Source organism: Flavobacterium piscis (assembly GCF_001686925.1).
GTDB lineage: Bacteria > Bacteroidota > Bacteroidia > Flavobacteriales > Flavobacteriaceae > Flavobacterium > Flavobacterium piscis.
The window spans coordinates 271,997-290,470 of the sequence record NZ_LVEN01000002.1; the positions used below are offsets into that span (position 1 = coordinate 271,997).

Annotated in this window: 14 protein-coding genes; 5 read left to right on the top strand and 9 right to left on the bottom strand. The window is 33.6% G+C overall.

What is annotated here, in order from left to right:
- Window positions 1-2: 2 nt before the first annotated feature.
- From FLP_RS02465 to prfB, 6 genes are all read right to left on the bottom strand, one after another.
- Window positions 3-425 (bottom strand): DoxX family protein, encoded by a 423-nt coding sequence (locus FLP_RS02465; protein WP_065447914.1) that lies wholly within the window; start codon window positions 423-425, stop codon window positions 3-5.
- Between the two features lie 119 nt (window positions 426-544).
- On the bottom strand, window positions 545-2,173 hold the full coding sequence (locus tag FLP_RS02470) for an acyl-CoA carboxylase subunit beta (protein ID WP_065447915.1): 1,629 nt from the start codon (window positions 2,171-2,173) through the stop codon (window positions 545-547).
- A gap of 240 nt (window positions 2,174-2,413) precedes the next feature.
- Window positions 2,414-3,412: a UDP-3-O-(3-hydroxymyristoyl)glucosamine N-acyltransferase gene (lpxD, locus tag FLP_RS02475; protein WP_065447916.1), complete on the bottom strand. Its 999-nt coding sequence runs from the start codon at window positions 3,410-3,412 to the stop codon at window positions 2,414-2,416.
- A 640-nt stretch (window positions 3,413-4,052) separates the two neighbouring features.
- Entirely contained in the window at window positions 4,053-4,499 is a 447-nt protein-coding gene (gene msrB, locus FLP_RS02480) for a peptide-methionine (R)-S-oxide reductase MsrB (protein WP_065447917.1), read from the bottom strand.
- Between the two features lie 96 nt (window positions 4,500-4,595).
- A complete protein-coding gene (locus FLP_RS02485; RefSeq protein WP_065447918.1) occupies window positions 4,596-5,450 on the bottom strand; it encodes a hypothetical protein in 855 nt (284 codons plus the stop codon).
- Window positions 5,451-6,549, bottom strand: a protein-coding gene (prfB, locus tag FLP_RS02490) for a peptide chain release factor 2 (protein WP_121319030.1) whose coding sequence is annotated in 2 segments (ribosomal slippage) — window positions 5,451-6,485 and window positions 6,487-6,549 — 1,098 coding nt in all. Because the reading frame shifts where the segments join, the coding sequence is not laid out codon by codon here.
- A gap of 556 nt (window positions 6,550-7,105) precedes the next feature.
- Here prfB and FLP_RS02495 point away from each other — a divergent pair.
- A complete protein-coding gene (locus FLP_RS02495; RefSeq protein ID WP_065447920.1) occupies window positions 7,106-8,125 on the top strand; it encodes a threonine aldolase family protein in 1,020 nt (339 codons plus the stop codon).
- A 74-nt stretch (window positions 8,126-8,199) separates the two neighbouring features.
- Here the strand turns inward: FLP_RS02495 and adhE are convergent, their stop codons facing one another.
- Both adhE and FLP_RS02505 read right to left on the bottom strand, forming a co-directional pair.
- A complete protein-coding gene (gene adhE, locus FLP_RS02500; protein ID WP_065447921.1) occupies window positions 8,200-10,899 on the bottom strand; it encodes a bifunctional acetaldehyde-CoA/alcohol dehydrogenase in 2,700 nt (899 codons plus the stop codon).
- 595 nt (window positions 10,900-11,494) lie between these two features.
- A complete protein-coding gene (locus tag FLP_RS02505; protein WP_083195777.1) occupies window positions 11,495-11,842 on the bottom strand; it encodes a YbaB/EbfC family nucleoid-associated protein in 348 nt (115 codons plus the stop codon).
- Window positions 11,843-11,959: 117 nt separating this feature from the next.
- Here FLP_RS02505 and FLP_RS02510 point away from each other — a divergent pair, with 117 nt between their 5' ends.
- From FLP_RS02510 to FLP_RS02525, 4 genes are all read left to right on the top strand, one after another.
- Complete coding sequence (locus FLP_RS02510) at window positions 11,960-14,020, top strand: S9 family peptidase (RefSeq protein ID WP_065447923.1); 2,061 nt, start codon at window positions 11,960-11,962, stop codon at window positions 14,018-14,020.
- Window positions 14,021-14,090: 70 nt separating this feature from the next.
- The gene (gene capA, locus FLP_RS02515) at window positions 14,091-15,131 is read left to right on the top strand and encodes a cysteate synthase (RefSeq protein ID WP_065447924.1); all 1,041 of its coding nucleotides are present in this window, start codon (window positions 14,091-14,093) and stop codon (window positions 15,129-15,131) included.
- 372 nt (window positions 15,132-15,503) lie between these two features.
- A complete protein-coding gene (locus FLP_RS02520; protein ID WP_065447925.1) occupies window positions 15,504-16,427 on the top strand; it encodes a LamG domain-containing protein in 924 nt (307 codons plus the stop codon).
- 415 nt (window positions 16,428-16,842) lie between these two features.
- Window positions 16,843-17,751 carry a LamG domain-containing protein gene (locus FLP_RS02525; protein ID WP_065447926.1) on the top strand — a complete coding sequence of 303 codons (909 nt, stop codon included), beginning with the start codon at window positions 16,843-16,845 and terminating at the stop codon, window positions 17,749-17,751.
- A gap of 114 nt (window positions 17,752-17,865) precedes the next feature.
- Here the strand turns inward: FLP_RS02525 and FLP_RS02530 are convergent, their stop codons facing one another.
- Window positions 17,866-18,057, bottom strand: a complete 192-nt coding sequence (locus FLP_RS02530) for a hypothetical protein (protein WP_065447927.1) — start codon at window positions 18,055-18,057, stop codon at window positions 17,866-17,868.
- Window positions 18,058-18,474 lie beyond the last annotated feature (417 nt).

Below are 18,474 nucleotides of genomic sequence, written 5' to 3' on the forward strand. Positions count from 1 at the left end.
AATTACTGTTGCATTTTGAAATAGTAATCAGCCGAATGTTTTCCGCTGCCGTAAAACAGGAAGAAAATACAAACTAATAAAACGACGATGGCCAAAATTAAGCTTTCAGAATGCATATGTCCCATAAAATTGATGAGAATTGCCCCAAATAATATTGGTAATTGAGCTGCGATTGCCCAGCGGGTAAGCAGTCCGAAAAAGATCATAATACCACCAATCATATGAGCTGGTGCAATATAATGCAATAGAAACATTCCGCCGCCAAATTGATCAATTGGAGAAATTAAATCATGTAAATATTGAATATTGGTTATGAAAGAAACTCCTTTCATAAATAAAAATACCCCCAAAACAATACGTACTAAATCAACCGGTAAATAAGTGTGCGCATTTGCCCACTTATTTAAACTTTTTACATTTTCCATGATACTACGTGATTAAAAATTACATCTAAAGTTACTACTTTTTAATGATATATTTAATTTTAAGTGTCTGAAATTGAGATTTTTGTATTTTTTTAACTTGTTGTGGGAATCAGGAATTTTTAAACCTGAATAACACCTAAATTAAATTGTTTTTGAATAGGAGCATGGTTGGCTGCCTCAATTCCCATAGAAATCCAGGTACGTGTATCTAAAGGATCAATGATGGCATCTGTCCATAATCTTGAAGCAGCATAATATGGAGAAGTTTGTTCATCGTATCTTGCTTTAATTTTATTAAATAATTCTGCTTCTTTGGCTTCGTCTACGATTTCTCCTTTTGCTTTAAGCGAAGAAGCTTCAATTTGGGCTAAAACTTTTGCAGCCTGAGTTCCTCCCATAACGGCAAGTTCAGCACTTGGCCATGCAAAAATTAATCTTGGATCATAGGCTTTTCCGCACATAGCATAATTTCCTGCTCCGTATGAGTTACCAACAATTACAGTAAATTTAGGTACTACCGAATTACTAACGGCATTTACCATTTTAGCACCGTCTTTTATGATGCCGCCATGTTCAGATTTTGATCCCACCATGAAACCGGTAACATCCTGTACAAATACTAACGGAATTTTTTTCTGATTACAATTAGCAATAAATCGTGTGGCTTTATCGGCACTATCAGAATAAATAACTCCGCCAAACTGCATTTCGCCTTTTTTGGTTTTAACCACTTTTCGTTGATTGGCAACAATTCCTACCGCCCAGCCATCGATTCTGGCATAACCTGTAATAATGGTTTGACCATAACCGTCTTTATAAGCTTCAAACTCTGAATTATCAACCAAACGATTGATGATTTCCATCATATCGTATTGTTCGTTTCTCGCTTTTGGTAAAATTCCGTAAATGTCTTTAGGCTCTAAGGCAGGTTTTTCAGATTTGATTCGGTTGTAGCCCGCTTTATCATAGTCGCCTATTTTATCTACTATATTTTTTATTTTATCTAATGCGTCTTTATCGTCTTTAGCCTTATAATCAGTCACACCCGAAATCTCGCAATGTGTTGTCGCGCCACCTAAAGTTTCGTTATCAATCGTTTCTCCAATGGCAGCTTTTACCAAATAACTTCCGGCAAGAAAAATGCTTCCGGTTTTATCGACAATTAAGGCTTCGTCGCTCATAATAGGCAAGTAAGCACCTCCGGCAACACAGCTACCCATAACCGCAGCAATTTGGGTAATGCCCATACTGCTCATTTGGGCATTGTTTCTAAAGATTCGGCCAAAATGTTCTTTATCGGGAAAAATTTCATCCTGAAGAGGCAAGTAAACCCCAGCACTGTCGACCAAATAAATAATAGGCAATCTGTTTTCCATGGCAATTTCCTGCGCACGAAGATTTTTCTTTCCGGTAATAGGGAACCAGGCACCGGCTTTTACAGTAGCATCATTGGCAACTACAATACATTGTTTGCCTCGTATGTAGCCTATTTTGATAACAACTCCTCCGGAAGGGCAACCACCATGTTCTGCATACATTCCGTCTCCAACAAATCCTCCAATTTCAATATTCTTTGATCCTTCGTCTAATAGATAAGCGATGCGTTCGCGGGCTGTCATTTTTCCTTCGGCGTGTAATTTTTCGATACGTTTTTCGCCTCCACCCAGTTTTACCTTCGCAAATCTTTGTTTTAAGTCAGAAAGTAATAGTTTATTGTGATCTTCGTTTTTATTGAAGTTTAAATCCATGATATATTGTGGTTTTTACAAAATAGTGTTGGCTAATTTACAAAATCAATTGAAACCCGCATAATAAAATGTTTTGCTGAAGTGAAAATATTAATTGGTCATCTGTTCGTTTTTTTATGCTTTCCGCAAGAAGTAACAGACGAATTTAAATTTGTTGTACTTGATTAGATTTTACTTTACAGCATAAAAAAAACAGAAGCGAACTTCTGTTTTTATTTTATATTGATGTAATAATGAGTTTTATTTTTTTGAATCGCAAACCATTCTTTTCAAAATAGCCCATTGTTTTAATGCATCGCGAGCTTCGACAGCAGGATATCCCAACATTGTTTTTCCGGCAGGAATATCACCAACAACACCAGAACCTGCACCAACAATAGCACCGTCTCCAATAGTTGTATGATCTTTTATAGAAGCGCTTCCGCCAATAATTACACCGTTTCCTAATGTCACAGAACCGGCTAAACCGCTATTTCCGGCCATAATACAAAATTTACCTAATTTACTATTATGTCCAATTTGAACTAAATTATCGATTTTGCATCCGTCGCCAAGAACTGTAGAACTAAATTTTCCACGATCGACACAGGTATTTGCTCCAATTTCAACTCCGTTACCGATAATTACATTTCCGATTTGTGGAATTTTAACTAAGCCTTTTTCGCTGCAAGGACGAAATCCGAAGCCATCAGCGCCAATTGTAGCATTTGGGTGAATGATACAATCATTACCAATATGACAACGTTCACGAACTACGGCTCCTGACCAAATAATAGTGTTTTTACCAATAGTACATTCGTCTAGAATAGTAACATTTGGATAAATAGTTGTGTTTGCACCAATTTCAACTTTAGGGCCAATATAACAACCTGCACCAATTCTGGCACCTTCTCCAATAACAGCTGTTTCATCAACATTTGCTGACTTATGGATATTATTGCGAAATATTGGGGTAGGCGGAGCAAAAAGTGCTAGAATTTGAGACATAGCCAAATCAGCATTTTTTACTTTAATAAAAGCACGATTATCTCCAGGTTCAATTGAAATGTCTTCGTTAACAACTGCAATTGAAGCTTTTGAAGCTTCCCAGAATTTTTCATATTTTTTATTTCCTATAAAAGAAATTTCAGAAGTGGTGGCTTTTTCTAATTGTTCTGTTGCTGTAATGGTTTGCGAAGTCGTGCCGTAAATTACGCCATTAATAACTTCATTAATTTCTTGAATTGAATAGGATTTCATCGAATGAATTTAATTGTTTTAGGGGTTATTTCGCACCAAATAAAATCAATTAGATTTAAATTACCTAATCTTATTTTGAACTTTTTTAAATAGTATTTTAAATAATAGTTTAAATATTACAATTTTAACAGTAATTCTATTAATTTTTTGATTGTTTTCGAATTTTCGAATGTAAAACCGGTTTTTAATTTATGGATTTTGTAGGTTTTAAGTGGTCAATATAAATGCTTGTAAATCGTAACCATCCGATGAATTGATGTACACTTATCTTGTTTTAAATCAATTGATTTTAATTGTTTTGGATAGTAAATAGCCGTTTTAATCGCTCATTAAAGGGTCATGTTATTTTGTAAGTTTCTCTAGGTTTGATTTGAAGATGGGTTTTTTGCTGATTTGTAGTAGTTATTTAAAGCAAATAATAGAAATGAAACGTTACTTTTTTGATTTTTTTTTGAATTTGTTTGCAATTTAATTTTAAAAAATTGTAAAATTGGTAAGTTAAATCCTAAGGTTAATTTGGAATGTATTTTCTTCGGGAGTTAAATTGAAAGCTTTTTTTAAATTTTATTCTCATTTAAAAATGAATTATAATAAAAAAGCGATTCACTTTAAATTATAAGGAATCGCTTTTTTAGATTTTTTATTCTTTTATTTTAGAAAGGGAAATAGCATTAATACAATAACGCAGGCCGCTAGGTTCAGGACCATCAGGAAAAACGTGTCCTAAATGAGCGTCGCAGGTATTGCAAACTACCTCAACGCGAATCATTCCGTATGATTTGTCTGCATGATAAGCTATAGCATTTTCTTTTAGCGGTTGTGTAAAAGACGGCCAGCCCGTTCCTGATTCAAACTTCTCGCTTGCGTCAAAAAGTAAAGTGCCACAACATTTGCATTCATAAATTCCCGGATCGAATAAACTGCAAAGTTCAGAACTAAAAGACCTTTCGGTACCTTTTAGTCTTGTTACCTGAAATTCTTCAGTAGTTAAAATCTGTTTCCATTCTTCAGGTGTTTTTTCCACTCTTTTATCAGGAGTTGGATTTCCTTTGTTCGTAAAACGAATTATATCTGCCCACTTAATCATAATTGTTGTTTTAAATTAAAAAGATTTAATAAAGTTACTATTTCAGATAGTTAAAAACTAATAAGAATAAATACCATTACTTATAAAAGTAAGCAATTAATTATCAAATGGATAATTCTCATATCGTTTATATTCTCCAGTTTCGCAATTTATTTTAACTACATAATGTTTAAGATTTCTGGGAACAAGATCATCAGGAAGTGTTCCTGATTCTGTTTCTTCGCCAAATACGTAGTAACTATTTTTTGGACCAACCTCAATCCCATTAGTTGTTGTAGATCTAAAAACCTGATCTTTTCTTTTTTCTTTCAGGATACGCTCCGCATCTTCTATTTTTATTTTGCATTTTTTTGTAAAACCATAATATGCTATGCTATCAGATACGCTAATTTTATGAATATGCTTGGATATTTCAGGGTTAATCCATCCGTTTTCCCTAAAAAGTACAGGTCGTAAAAAAACTTCATTATTAATTGTAGGATTGTCAGAAAATCTACAGTCATTACTTCCAACATATCCGGTCATTCCGTAATGTAAGTAAGCATAATGATGATAGCCTGAGATATAATAATGCAATTTGTTTTGTGTGGTAACTACAATGGTATCAGTTTTTAAAAATGCTTTGTAAGGAATAGTAATAGATTTATATTCATCATAACTGGTTCTTTTATTGAACCCATTTTTAATCAATGTGTCCTGAATAAATTTTCCTTGTCTTAGTATCTGAAACTTAAGAATATTAATTTCATTCTTTTTGAATTTTGCAAACTGAATCTCAGGTTGTTCAGTAATAAGTTTGACTGTATCGCATTCTTTTGAGAATTCAATTGAATCAATTTCGGCTTGTTTTCTTCGGTGATCTGATGACCAAAAGAACCAACCAATTATTATTGCTACCAGAGTAATAAAAGTACCTATAATTACTAAACAACCTTTGATATATTTATTCATTTATTCTTCCTCTCTTTGCCCCATCATCATTAAAAATGCTTTTAGGAAAGGATCAATATTTCCGTTCATAACGCCATCTACATCGCTGGTTTCATAACCTGTACGAACATCTTTTACTAACTTGTAAGGCTGCATTACATAATTACGTATTTGCGAACCCCATTCGATTTTCATTTTTCCGGCTTCGATATCAGCGCGTTGTGCCTGCTGTTTTTTCAATTCGATTTCATACAATTGCGAACGCAACATTTGCATGGCACGTTGTCTGTTGTCTTGCTGAGATCGTGTTTCAGAACATTGAATCTGGATTCCGGTTGGTTTGTGTACCAATTGTACTTTGGTTTCAACCTTATTCACATTTTGTCCTCCTGCACCACTGGATCGGGAAGTTGTAATTTCAATATCGGCAGGATTAATGTCGATTTCGATACTGTCATCAACAAGCGGATAAACATATACAGATGCAAATGAAGTATGGCGTTTGGCATTGCTATCAAAAGGAGAGATTCGAACCAAACGATGTACACCGTTTTCTCCTTTTAAATATCCAAAAGAATAATCGCCCTCAAATTCCAGCGTAACGGTTTTAATTCCCGCAACCTCGCCAGCCTGAAAGTTTAGTTCTTTTATTTTAAAGCCATAGCTTTCTCCCCACATCATATACATACGCATTAGCATTCCTGCCCAATCACAACTTTCGGTCCCGCCGGCTCCGGCAGTAATTTGTACAACGGCACTTAAACTATCACCTTCGTCAGAAAGCATATTTTTGAACTCGATGTTTTCGATATGAGCTTGCGTTGTATTATAATGCTCGTCTAATTCTTCTGCAGAAAGTTCCCCCTCTTTATAAAAATCATAGGCAAGTTGTAATTCATCTGTAAGTTCGATGGCTTTGTTGTAATCTTCGATCCATTTTTTCTTGTTTCGAAGGTTTTTTACAATGACTTCGGCTTCTTTTGCATTGTTCCAAAAGTCGGGTGCGAAGGTTTTTTCTTCTTCGTTGGCAATTTCAATTAGTTTGGCATCAACGTCAAAGATACCTCCTCAACGCACCAAGGCGCTCCACAATACCTTTTATTTGTTCGGTAGTTGTCATAAATTAATAGTAGTTTTAATTGTTTTTTGAATTTTACGTGGTTGATAAAATGGATCTATAAAAAATAAATTTTAAATCAATACGTAATTTTTATTGTACAAAAATAAGATATAGTTTTTAGATTATAGCATTAATTTTAACATATAAAATAGTCTCTAAAAAGTCTGTCTGTTTAAATACGTTGCCTAAATATAATTTGCTTTCAGGAATTATTTAGTTAAGATAAAAAAGAGAAAAATATTTAAGGATGGCTCGTCGCCAGTAAAAATTGTGCACTTTTTTTATGTTATTTTTACGCTTGAATATTTGTCTGATTATCAAATAGTTATTTATTTGCTCTGTATTGCATATCAGCTGCGTATTTTTTGTCTAACAAATTGGTTATTAAAATTATAAATCAATTTTAGAATATTAATGGTAGTTTTATATGATTTTTGTAAATATTGCGTTAATTTGGTTTAATTGTATTTACAAGTTAAATTTTAGCAAAACTTGCCAAGAATAACTATCAGTAATACGTAATTTTGCTTTACAAAAAAGATATACTTTTTAGAATATGGAGATAAATTTAATTAGCGATACTATTACCAAACCTACAAACGAAATGTTGCAGTATATGTTTAACGCTCATGTTGGCGACGATGTATACAGGCAAGATCCTACAGTTATTGAGTTGGAAACCAGAGTCGCTGAGTTTTTTGGTATGGAGGCAGGACTATTTTTTCCGTCAGGAACCATGGCCAACCAAACCGCTATAAAATTACATACACAACCCGGAGAGCAATTAATTGCAGATAAATTTGCACACGTTTATAATTATGAAGGTGGAGGAGTTTCGTTTAATAGTGGCGTTTCTTGTTGTTTATTAGATGGAAATCGAGGGATGATTACCGCAAATCAGGTAGCAGCAGCCATTAACGATCCGGAGTTTTATCATAGTCCGTTAACGAGTTTGGTTTGTGTAGAAAACACAACCAATAAAGGAGGCGGAGCTTGTTATGAGTTAGAAGATCTAAGAGAAATAAAAAAAGTTTGCGATGCCAATAATTTAAAATTCCATTTGGATGGAGCCAGAATTTGGAATGCACTGGTAGCTAAAAGACAAAATCCGAAAGATTTTGGTGCTATTTTCGATACTATCTCGGTTTGCTTATCAAAAGGATTGGGAGCTCCAATAGGCTCTATTTTGTTAGGTAGTAAAGCTGATATTCACAGAGCGTTGAGAATCAGAAAGATATTGGGAGGAGGAATGCGTCAGGTAGGTTATTTAGCTGCAGCCGGTTTATATGCTTTGGCCAATAATATCGAAAGATTGGCAGAAGATCATCGACGTGCAAAAGAGATCGCGGCAATTTTAAGTACGAAACCCTGGGTATCTCATATTGAACCTGTAGAAACTAATATTTTGATTTTTTCATTAGCAGAGGGCTATAGTGATCAGCTTTTGATTGAAAAATTGAAACAAAAAAATATTTTGATAAGCTCAATGGGGCACAATAAACTAAGGGTTGTAACTCATTTAGATTATAAAGAAGTAATGCATACTTATGTAATTGAAACGCTTCAGAAGTTTTAATTCCTATTTTAAAAAAATAAAAAAAACCGCCCTTAATTTAAAGGCGGTTTTTAAGTTTTTATCTCAATTTATATTTAGATTTTTTCTCCGTAATATGCTTTACGCATAATTTCTTCCATATCTTTTACTAAAGGTAAACGAGGGTTTGCCGGAGTACATTGATCTTCAAAAGCATTCATGGCAAGTATATTCAGTTTTGCAAGCCATTCTTTTTCATCAAGACCTTGTTCTTTAAAACTCATTTTTATTCCTACTTTTTTACCCAATTCGTAACAGGCCTGAGCATAAACCTGTGGACCGTCTTTTGGTCCTTTTGCAGGAAGACCTAACACCTGGCAAATTTCGAAATACTTTTGATCTGCTTTATAAGTAGAGTATTTAGGCCATACCGAAAGTTTTCCGGGAACTTCGCCATTGTATTTAATAACATAAGGCAATAAAATGGCATTTGTACGACCGTGCGGCGTATGGAACATTCCTCCAATTTTGTGGGCCATAGAGTGAGAAATTCCTAGCATTGCATTGGCAAAAGCCATACCTGCAATTGTTGATGCATTGTGCATTTTATCGCGTGCCTCGTCATCATTTTTACCGTCAAGGTAGGTTCTCTCCAGATATTGAAATACCATTTTAATAGCTTGCAGCGCAAGTCCGTCTGTGTAATCATTCGCTACAATAGAAACGTATGCTTCTGTTGCATGCGTAAGTACATCCATTCCGGTATCTGCAATAACTGACGGAGGAACAGTTTTCGTTAACTCAGAGTCAATAATAGCAACAGTAGGCGTAAAAGCATAATCTGCCAAAGGATATTTTTTATTGACAGAATGATCTGAAATTACGGCAAAAGGAGTTACTTCTGAACCAGTTCCTGAGGTCGTTGGTATACAAATCATTTTTGCTTTTGTTCCTAAAGTTGGAATTTTTACCGCACGTTTACGAATATCCAGGAATTTTTGTTTGACGTCATCAAACGAAACCTGAGGTTGTTCGTACAGTAGCCACATAACTTTGGCAGCATCCATAACAGATCCTCCTCCTAATGCAATAATACTATCCGGCTGGAACTCACACATTGTTTCGGCACCTGCTCTGGCAGTTTCAATGCTTGGATCCGGTTCTACATTAGAGAAAATTCTAATATCGACTTTGTTGGCACGACGATTTAATACGTCTATAATTTTTTGAACAAAACCAAGTTTTAGCATACTCAAGTCAGTTACGATCATAACTTTGTCAAGAGATTGCATTGATTTTAAATATTGAATCGAGTTAGGCTCGAAATAGATTTTTGAAGGGACTTTGAACCACTGCATATTATTGTTTCTTCTACCAATTCGCTTGATATTGATTAAATTTATTGCTCCAACATTTCCTGAAACAGAGTTTTTTCCATAAGATCCGCATCCAAGGGTAAGAGATGGAATAAATGAATTGTAAACGTCTCCGATACCTCCAAAAGTCGAAGGAGAGTTCCAGATTACACGAATGGCTTTTACTGCCACTCCAAATTCTTTGGCTATTTTTTCATCTTTTGTATGAATGGCTGCTGAGTGTCCTAATCCGTCAAATTCGACCATTTGTTCAGATAATTTTATACCTTCAGCAGTTGAATTTGATTTTAGAATTGCCAGTACAGGAGAAAGTTTTTCTCTGGTCAAAGGTTCGTTTACGCCAACTTCTGTTACTTCTGCTGCAATAATTACAATATTTTCAGGTACCGAGAAACCAGCTTGTTGTGCAATCCATTGCGGAGATTTTCCAACAATATTTGGATTTAATTTTGCGCCACCGCAGTTTACACCTTTTGCAGTAACTCCAAACATTAATTCTTCTAGTTTTGCTTTTTCTTTTTCATTAGCAAAATAAACATGATGATGTTTAAAAGCTGCTTTTGTTTCTTCATAGATTTCTTTATCGATAATAGCAGCTTGTTCAGAGGCGCAAATCATTCCCCAGTCAAATGATTTTGAAAGTACAATGTCATAAACAGCTTGTTTTATATTGGCGGTTTTTTCGATATAAGCAGGAACGTTTCCGGCACCAACACCCAGTGCAGGTTTACCACAAGAATAAGCGGCACGAACCATTGCGTTTCCTCCGGTAGCCAGAATGGTTGCAATTGTAGGGTGATTCATCAAAGCATTTGTTGCCTCTACCGATGGATATTCGATCCATTGAATACAATTTTCCGGAGCTCCTGCAGCAACTGCAGCATCACGAACTACAATTGCAGCAGCTTTAGAACATTGTTGAGCCGAAGGATGGAAACCAAATATAATTGGATTACGGGTTTTAAGGGCGATTAAAGCCTTGAAAACAGTAGTAGAAGTAGGGTTTGTTGTTGGTGTTACACCACAAATTACTCCCACTGGTTCTGCAATTTCTACAATTCCGGATAATTGATCTTCTCCTATAATACCTACGGTTTTTAAATTTTTTAAGCTATTGGTTACATTTTCAGCAGCAAACATATTTTTGGTTGCTTTGTCTTCAAAAATACCACGGCCTGTTTCTTCAACAGCATGCAAAGCAAGTTCGCCGTGTTTGTCTACGGCAGCAACAGAGGCTTTGGCCACAATATAATCAACTTGCTCCTGATTAAGGTCCAGGAATTGTTCCAGAGCAATTGCTCCTTTTTTGGCAAGTTCTTCGACATGAGCAATAGCATCAACTTTTAGAGTTTCCTTTACGGCATCTTTTACTAATCCAGCACTTTGTTTTTCTGCTGTTTTGTTTTCGGTTCCATTTGGACTTAAAGTTTTCTCATTCATAATAATTTGTGTTATAGTTAATATTCACTTTTAATGCAGTTTTATAGATTGTGATAACTAGTTATTTTACGGACAAAAGTATTTTTTGAGTCTGATGTATAATTAACTCTGAAAATTTATTTTGTAACTAATTTCTTATTCTATCTTTTATGTTGTTTTTATTGTTTTTGATTTGACTTATCCTTACAAATATTCGCTTACTAAAGAAAAAATATTGATACGGTTTTACTTCTGATAAAAATAAAATCCTGTTGGTTTTAGCTTTTTATCTGTATCAAATATCAAGACATATCAAGAGAATAAAGCTGATATTTGTCAGTCTAAAAAAAAATCTACGCAAACGTTTTCTGTTGAAAGTCATTATTTTATGCTTAAAAAACGAGCTAAAAAGAAGTGTAGAAAGAGGAAGTTTACAATCTTTAAAAAAAGAAAAAGCAAGTAAATTTATAGTGGTAAAAAAACGTAAAGGCAGAACTATTTCGATTGCAACAAAGAAATTTTAAAAGAAAAAAGAGTAGGAGAAAGGCATAAAAAAATCCGATTCATTTAGTTAAAAATGAATCGGATTTTATTTAAAAAGAAGTAAAAAAATCTCTTATTTGAATAAATTATCCATTCCTGGAATCATTGGCATATCCATTTTTGCAACAGCATCAAGTTCTTGTTCGTTAACGCTTGTAGCTCTTTCAATTGCCTTATTTAGCGTTACTACCAAGTAATCCTCTAATTGTTCTTTATCTTCAAGCAAAGAATCATCAATAGAGATCGATTTTACTTTTCTATTTGCAGTTAATGTTACCTTTAGTAATCCGTCAGCGCTTTGTTCATCAATCAAAACAGTATCTAAACGCTTCTTAGTATCTTCAATTTTTTGTTGGGTTTCTTTAAGTTTACCCATCATTCCCATTAAATCCATTTTTGTTGATTTTTTAAATTGTTTCATACAAAATTAGTATATTGCTTTATCATATCAATAGAATATTTTATGAAAAAATTAATTTGGTTCTATTGTCTTTGTAGTATTTTTGCTCCTTCGTATTTAAAAACTAATGCTTAATCAATGCAAAACGATATAATGGCTCCGCAAGCCAAAGAAATTCCAAAACCATTAAAAAAACATAAAGAAACACGAATTGATAATTATTTTTGGTTAAATGACCGCGAAAATTCCGAAGTTATTGATTATCTGAATCAGGAAAATTCATATTACCAGAAAATGACCTCGCATACAAAAGAGCTTCAGGAAAATTTGTATGAAGAGATGAAAGGCAGAATAAAAGAAGATGATTCATCAGTTCCTTATTTTTATAATGGTTACTATTATATCACTCGTTTCGAAACAGGTCAGGATTATCCAATATTTTCAAGAAAAAAGGGAAGCCTTTCGGCAGATGAAGAAATCTTATTCAATTGCAATGAACTAGCAAAAGGACATGCTTATTTTAAACTGGGAGGTTTAAGTGTGAGTCCCAATAACAAATTTGCCAGTTTTGGAGTTGATATTGTGGGAAGAAGAATCTACACGATTCAGATCAAAAACTTAGAAACAGGCGAAATTTTATCAGATAAAATCGAAAATGCAACCGGAGGATCTGTTTGGGCAAATGATAATAATACTATTTTCTATACCAAACAAGATGAGGTGACTTTAAGAGCGGATAAGGTTTTTAGACATAAATTAAACACAGTATCTACTACAGATGTTTTAGTTTTTAATGAAACTGATGATACTTTTAATGTTTCTGTAAGCAAAGAAAAATCAAGAAAATATATTGTAATAGGCTCAGTAAGCACTTTGACGACTGAATACAGAATTTTGAATTCAGATACTCCTGATGGAGAATTTGTTGTGTTCCAGCCTCGTGTTCGTGGTTTAGAATACAGTATTTCGCATTTTGAGGATTCTTTTTACATTTTAACGAATAAAGACAAGGCTACCAACTTTAAGTTGATGAAAACGCCTGAAAATAAGACAGGAAAGAGAAACTGGACAGACGTTATTCCGCATCGAGAAGATGTTTTGCTAGAAGATATCGAAATTTTTAAAAATTATCTGGTCGTAGAAGAACGCTCAAACGGTTTGAATCATATTCGCATCATGCCGTGGAACGACGATGAAGATTATTATCTTCCTTTTGGCAGTGAAACGTATAACGCTTACACGACAACCAATATCGATTTTGATACAGATGTTTTACGTTACAGTTATCAATCGCTGGCAACGCCTTCGTCTGTGATTGATTTTAATATGAAAACTAAAACCAAAGAAATCTTAAAAGAGCAACAGGTTTTAGGCGGAAAATTTGATAAAGAAAATTATATTGAAGAGCGTATTTGGGCAACTGCCAGAGATGGTGTAAAGGTGCCAATTTCGATGATTTATCGTAAAGGATTACAAAAAAATGGTAAAAATCCGTTATTGCTCTATGCATACGGATCCTACGGAATTACAATGGATACTTATTTCTCATCGACGCGACTTTCGTTATTAGACCGTGGTTTTGTATATGCCATAGCACATATTAGAGGCGGAGAAGATTTAGGAAGACAATGGTATGAAGACGGAAAACTGTTAAAAAAGAAAAATACCTTTACAGATTTCATTGATTGCTCTAAATTTGTAATTAACGAAAATTTTACATCTCCTGAACATTTATATGCTGAAGGAGGATCTGCAGGAGGACTTTTGATGGGCGTAATCATAAATGAAGCTCCGGAATTATATAACGGGGTGATTGCTCAGGTGCCTTTTGTTGACGTTATTACAACAATGTTAGACGACAGTATCCCATTAACAACAGGAGAATACGACGAATGGGGAAACCCAAACAATAAAAAATATTACGATTATATGTTATCTTACTCACCGTATGATAATGTAAAAGCACAAAACTATCCCAACATGTATGTTTCTACCGGATTGCATGATTCGCAGGTACAGTATTGGGAGCCAGCTAAATGGGTGGCTAAATTGAGGAATCTAAAAACAAATAATAACCTTTTATTTTTAGATACCAATATGGATGCAGGACATGGTGGAGCTTCTGGACGTTTTGAAGCTTTAAGAGACTTAGCAAAGGAATTTAGTTTTTTATTAGATTTAGAAAAAATTAAAAGCTAATTAGAAATTTTTTGTTAAATTTGCAACCTATCAAGGGTATTTAAAAATACCTTCGATTAACTATTTTTTTATGAAAGAAGAAATAAACGCTTATAATAATGTTTTAGAGTTAATAGGTAATACCCCACTTATTAAGCTAAATAAAATTACCGAAGAGTTAGAAGGTAATTTCTACGCAAAGGTAGAAGCTTTTAATCCAGGACATTCCTCAAAAGATAGAATAGCGTTATATATTATTGAAGAAGCTGAGAAAAAAGGAATCCTAACGCCAGGTGATACGATCATTGAGACGACATCAGGTAATACGGGCTTTAGTTTGGCAATGGTGAGTATTATAAAAGGGTATAATTGTATTTTAGCAGTAAGCTCAAAATCATCGAAAGATAAAATTGACATGCTGAGAAGTTTAGGAGCAAAGGTTTATGTTTGTCCCGCACACGTTTCGGCAGATGATGAGAGATCTTACTACAACGTAGCCAAACGTTTGCACGAAGAAACAAAAGGCTCAGTTTACATCAATCAGTATTTTAATCAATTGAATATTGATGCCCACTATAACACTACCGGTCCTGAAATTTGGGAACAGACAAAAGGACAAATTACACATCTTGTAGCTTGTAGCGGAACCGGAGGAACTATTTCCGGAACTGCAAAATTCCTAAAAGAGCAAAACCCAAATATTAGAATTCTAGGTGTAGATGCTTTTGGGTCAGTTTTAAAGAAATACCACGAAACAAGAGAATTCGATAACAAAGAAATTTATCCGTATCGTATAGAAGGTTTAGGTAAAAACCTGATTCCATCTGCTACAGATTTCGACATCATCGACAAGTTTATTAAAGTAACTGATGAGGAAAGTGCTCACTCTGCCAGAGAGATCACCAGAAAAGAAGGATTATTTGTTGGATATACTTCAGGAGCAGTAATGCAGGCCATTAAACAATACGCAGAGGAAGGTGAATTTACTAAAGACAGTAATATTATCGCTATTTTCCCTGATCACGGTTCTCGCTATATGAGTAAAGTATTTAGCGATGACTGGATGAACGAACAAGGATTCTTTGACAGTGTCAATGAAGAAGAAGTTCAAAAAATTGAATTTGTCAAGTAGTTCAACTGCTTTTTTAAATATAAAGCTCCATTCGTAAAATCGAATGGAGCTTTTTTTGTGCTTTCTAAAGAGTTTTTGATTGCTCTGCTAATTTTAGTATTAATCACGTTATTATCAAGTGTTAATGTTTTAATTTTATTTGCGAATACCGTATTTATACGTAAGAAATTATATTTTTAAATGATTTTAATTTATCATTTTTATAAAATGACTATTAGTATAATAATAAACTTAAGATTTTGAAATCCTCTATTTTTGTTATTTAAACGATTATTTAGGTTCGTTGTCGAATAAATTTCAGGTCGAATGCATAATAATATAGTTTAGCAGTGTTAAAAGACACAATGTTTTTTAATCCCTAAATCTACTATTATGAAAAAATTACTACTCACTTTAATGTTTGTAAGTTATTTGAATGTTAATGCTCAAAATCCAATTCAGGAGTTTAATTTCAATGGGACTTTAAATAATACAGCTAATACCACTTCTTTTATTGGAGCAAACAATTTTGTTACAGACAGAGCCGGATTGGTAAAAGGAGCGCAACGATTAACTAATAAAGCTATGGAAGCCGTTGTGGATGATCTTCCTCAGGGCAATAGTCCAAGATCAGTTAGTATATGGGTAAAATTAAATGATATTGCTTCTGCAAATTATATTTGGGGTTATGGTACAGCTTATAATGCACAATACTGTGGCTTATTACAGCAGGCAACCACTTCTGCTAACTCAGATTTAAGTTTGGCTGGTTGGGGAGCTTCTAATGATGTAATTGTTTCTACTCCGATTGCAAAAGATACCTGGTACAATTATACGATAACTTACGAGGGAAAAGTTTCTAAAATATACCGTAACGGAGAATTATTAAAATCTGTAGATGGAATTACACGTGCTACAAAAGGGAATATTTTTAGACTTGGGGAAATAAATACAACAGTGGGTATTAATGCTGATATAGACGACTTAAAAATCTATGATGTGGCTTTGACTGCCGAGCAGGTTGTGGCATTGTACAATAGCTCTAAACCTGTTAGAATAGCTGCTGTTGAACCGGCAACTACTGCAAAAACAATAAAAAAGGCCGCGGTTAAATCAAAAACTGGTACAAAGCCTACTTCTCCAACAATTATTGCACCGGCGGATCTTAATGATGTCACGAAAAATGTTGAAGTGTTCTCGCAAGGAGAGAAGATTTATGGAAACGATAATAATACAATCAGTATAAGTAATCTTCCTGAAGGAACCTATTTGTTGAAAATAACAAACGCAACTTCAAAAAAGATAACTTCAAATTAAAAAGAACATTTTATTTTTTAGTGAATATTACTTGTTTTTTATTTAGTCTCAGTTTATTTTTTTTAGATAGTAAAGGCCTTGTAAGTTTTGCTTTAGGTGGCCTTTTAATTATTTCTTTGATGTAAAAAAAAAATTTGTAAAGATGTTTTTACAAATGGTAATAACAATGTCATTTAGTTTTGATTTTTATTAATTAAAATAAGAATATCGTACTTATACTCAATAGTAGTTTGGTAACTTTGAATAAAATTTATAGTTTTAACAAAAAATATGAAACTACAGTTGAATTTTTAAATGAATTTAATTACTAATTTTTATTAATTGATTGCTATGTAGTTTTCATTTAGTTTGTGCATTATATTATAATTTGGTGTTTGTAAGAACACTTTTTAAAATCCCCTAAAATCTGTTACATATGAAAAAATTATTACTGACATTACTGTTTGTAAGTTTTTTAAATACGAATGCCCAAAATCCGGTTCAGGAATTCAATTTCAATGGAAACTTGAACAATACCGATAATACAATCTCATTTTTAGGTGCTCCTAATTTTGTAAATGACAGAATGGGAGTCGCAAAAGGAGCACAGCGCCTCACTAACAAAGCGTTGCAGGGTGTAGTAGGAGATCTTCCTCAAGACAACAAACCGAGATCAATATCTATTTGGATAAAATTTAATACTATTGCTTCGGTAAATTATATTTTTGGCTATGGCAGCGCAGTAAATACTCAGTATTTTGGTTTATTACAACAGGCGGCATCATCAGGAAATTCAGATTTAAGTCTTGTGGGATGGGGAGATACAAATAATACTATAGTTTCAGTTCCTCTTGCAAAAGACGTTTGGTATCAATATAGTGTGACTTATGATGGTAGTAAATCAAAAATATACCGTAACGGAGAATTATTAAAATCGGTTGAAGGAGTTTCGCGCTTAACAAAAGGATATATTTTGAGATTAGGTGCGTTAAATGGTACGGTTGGGATTAATGCTGATGTCGATGATCTTAAAATATACAGCGTTGCAATGACAGATGAGCAAGTTATGGAATCTTATAATAGTTCGAAACCAACTACTACAGCTGTAACGGAAAATGCTCAGTCTTCTAATGCAATAAAAAAAGCTAGTCCTGCAAAAGCTGTAGTTGCTGCAAAATCGTTACCGTCTGCTTCGGCAAGTACCACTGAAGCAAATACTGGTTCTAAAACTGTTGAGGTTTTCTCGCAAGGAAAAAAAATAGCCGGAAGTAATGCTTCTAATATTGGAGATTTACCGGAAGGAACATATTTGATTAAAGTGACAAATAATCCTTCTAAAAAGTAAATTACAATATAAATCAAATCTTAAATCGGATTTCTAATTGCATTTTGTATTAGAACGTGATTTAAGTTTTTGCAAATAAAAAAACGCCTTCTGATTTAGAGAAGGCGTTTTTTATTATTTCTTTTTCTGTTGTCCCGGAGCATATGCTTTTGCACTTTTGCTTCCGGACATTTTTTTAGCTTGTCCAGGTGGAATTTTGCCAGGACCGCTATGGTGTACATGAGTACTACATCCAACAACACTAACGACTACAAATAAAACTACCATAATTATTACGGCAACTTTAGTATATTGAGAGTTTTTCATAAATATCTTTGATTTCTTGTTTCGGAGCAAATATATGAGATAATATGCTTTTTAAACGATCCAGAGCTTATTTAGAGTATATATAAACAATGAGAGGGAACAAAAATCCTTGAGAAATTAGACGTCTTTATTGCACTGAAAATGGTTACTATTTTTATATTGCCTTACACTAAGTTTATTCTAAAAAAAAAGCCTTCTAAAATCAGAAGGCCATTTTTTTAACTAATTACGCTGATTACTATAAAAAGAACTACTAGTAATATTAAAGCATATCTTGTGATTTTTGAGGTTTGCATAAAGTTATATTTAAATTAATTTGTTGCTGAGATTAGCAAATGTAATTTTTTATTTGAATCTGGAAAGTTAAAATTTATAAATAAAAAAAGCCCTGGAAAAATCCAGAGCTTTGCTATATCG

What these genes read in the sequence shown, in the direction of transcription:
- FLP_RS02465 (WP_065447914.1), bottom strand. Translation starts at nt 425, where the DNA reads ATGGAAAATGTAAAAAGTTTAAATAAGTGGGCAAATGCGCACACTTAT.
- FLP_RS02470 (WP_065447915.1), bottom strand. Translation starts at nt 2,173, where the DNA reads ATGGATTTAAACTTCAATAAAAACGAAGATCACAATAAACTATTACTT.
- lpxD (WP_065447916.1), bottom strand. Translation starts at nt 3,412, where the DNA reads ATGAAATCCTATTCAATTCAAGAAATTAATGAAGTTATTAATGGCGTA.
- msrB (WP_065447917.1), bottom strand. Translation starts at nt 4,499, where the DNA reads ATGATTAAGTGGGCAGATATAATTCGTTTTACGAACAAAGGAAATCCA.
- FLP_RS02485 (WP_065447918.1), bottom strand. Translation starts at nt 5,450, where the DNA reads ATGAATAAATATATCAAAGGTTGTTTAGTAATTATAGGTACTTTTATT.
- FLP_RS02495 (WP_065447920.1), top strand. Translation starts at nt 7,106, where the DNA reads ATGGAGATAAATTTAATTAGCGATACTATTACCAAACCTACAAACGAA.
- adhE (WP_065447921.1), bottom strand. Translation starts at nt 10,899, where the DNA reads ATGAATGAGAAAACTTTAAGTCCAAATGGAACCGAAAACAAAACAGCA.
- FLP_RS02505 (WP_083195777.1), bottom strand. Translation starts at nt 11,842, where the DNA reads ATGAAACAATTTAAAAAATCAACAAAAATGGATTTAATGGGAATGATG.
- FLP_RS02510 (WP_065447923.1), top strand. Translation starts at nt 11,960, where the DNA reads ATGCAAAACGATATAATGGCTCCGCAAGCCAAAGAAATTCCAAAACCA.
- capA (WP_065447924.1), top strand. Translation starts at nt 14,091, where the DNA reads ATGAAAGAAGAAATAAACGCTTATAATAATGTTTTAGAGTTAATAGGT.
- FLP_RS02520 (WP_065447925.1), top strand. Translation starts at nt 15,504, where the DNA reads ATGAAAAAATTACTACTCACTTTAATGTTTGTAAGTTATTTGAATGTT.
- FLP_RS02525 (WP_065447926.1), top strand. Translation starts at nt 16,843, where the DNA reads ATGAAAAAATTATTACTGACATTACTGTTTGTAAGTTTTTTAAATACG.
- FLP_RS02530 (WP_065447927.1), bottom strand. Translation starts at nt 18,057, where the DNA reads ATGAAAAACTCTCAATATACTAAAGTTGCCGTAATAATTATGGTAGTT.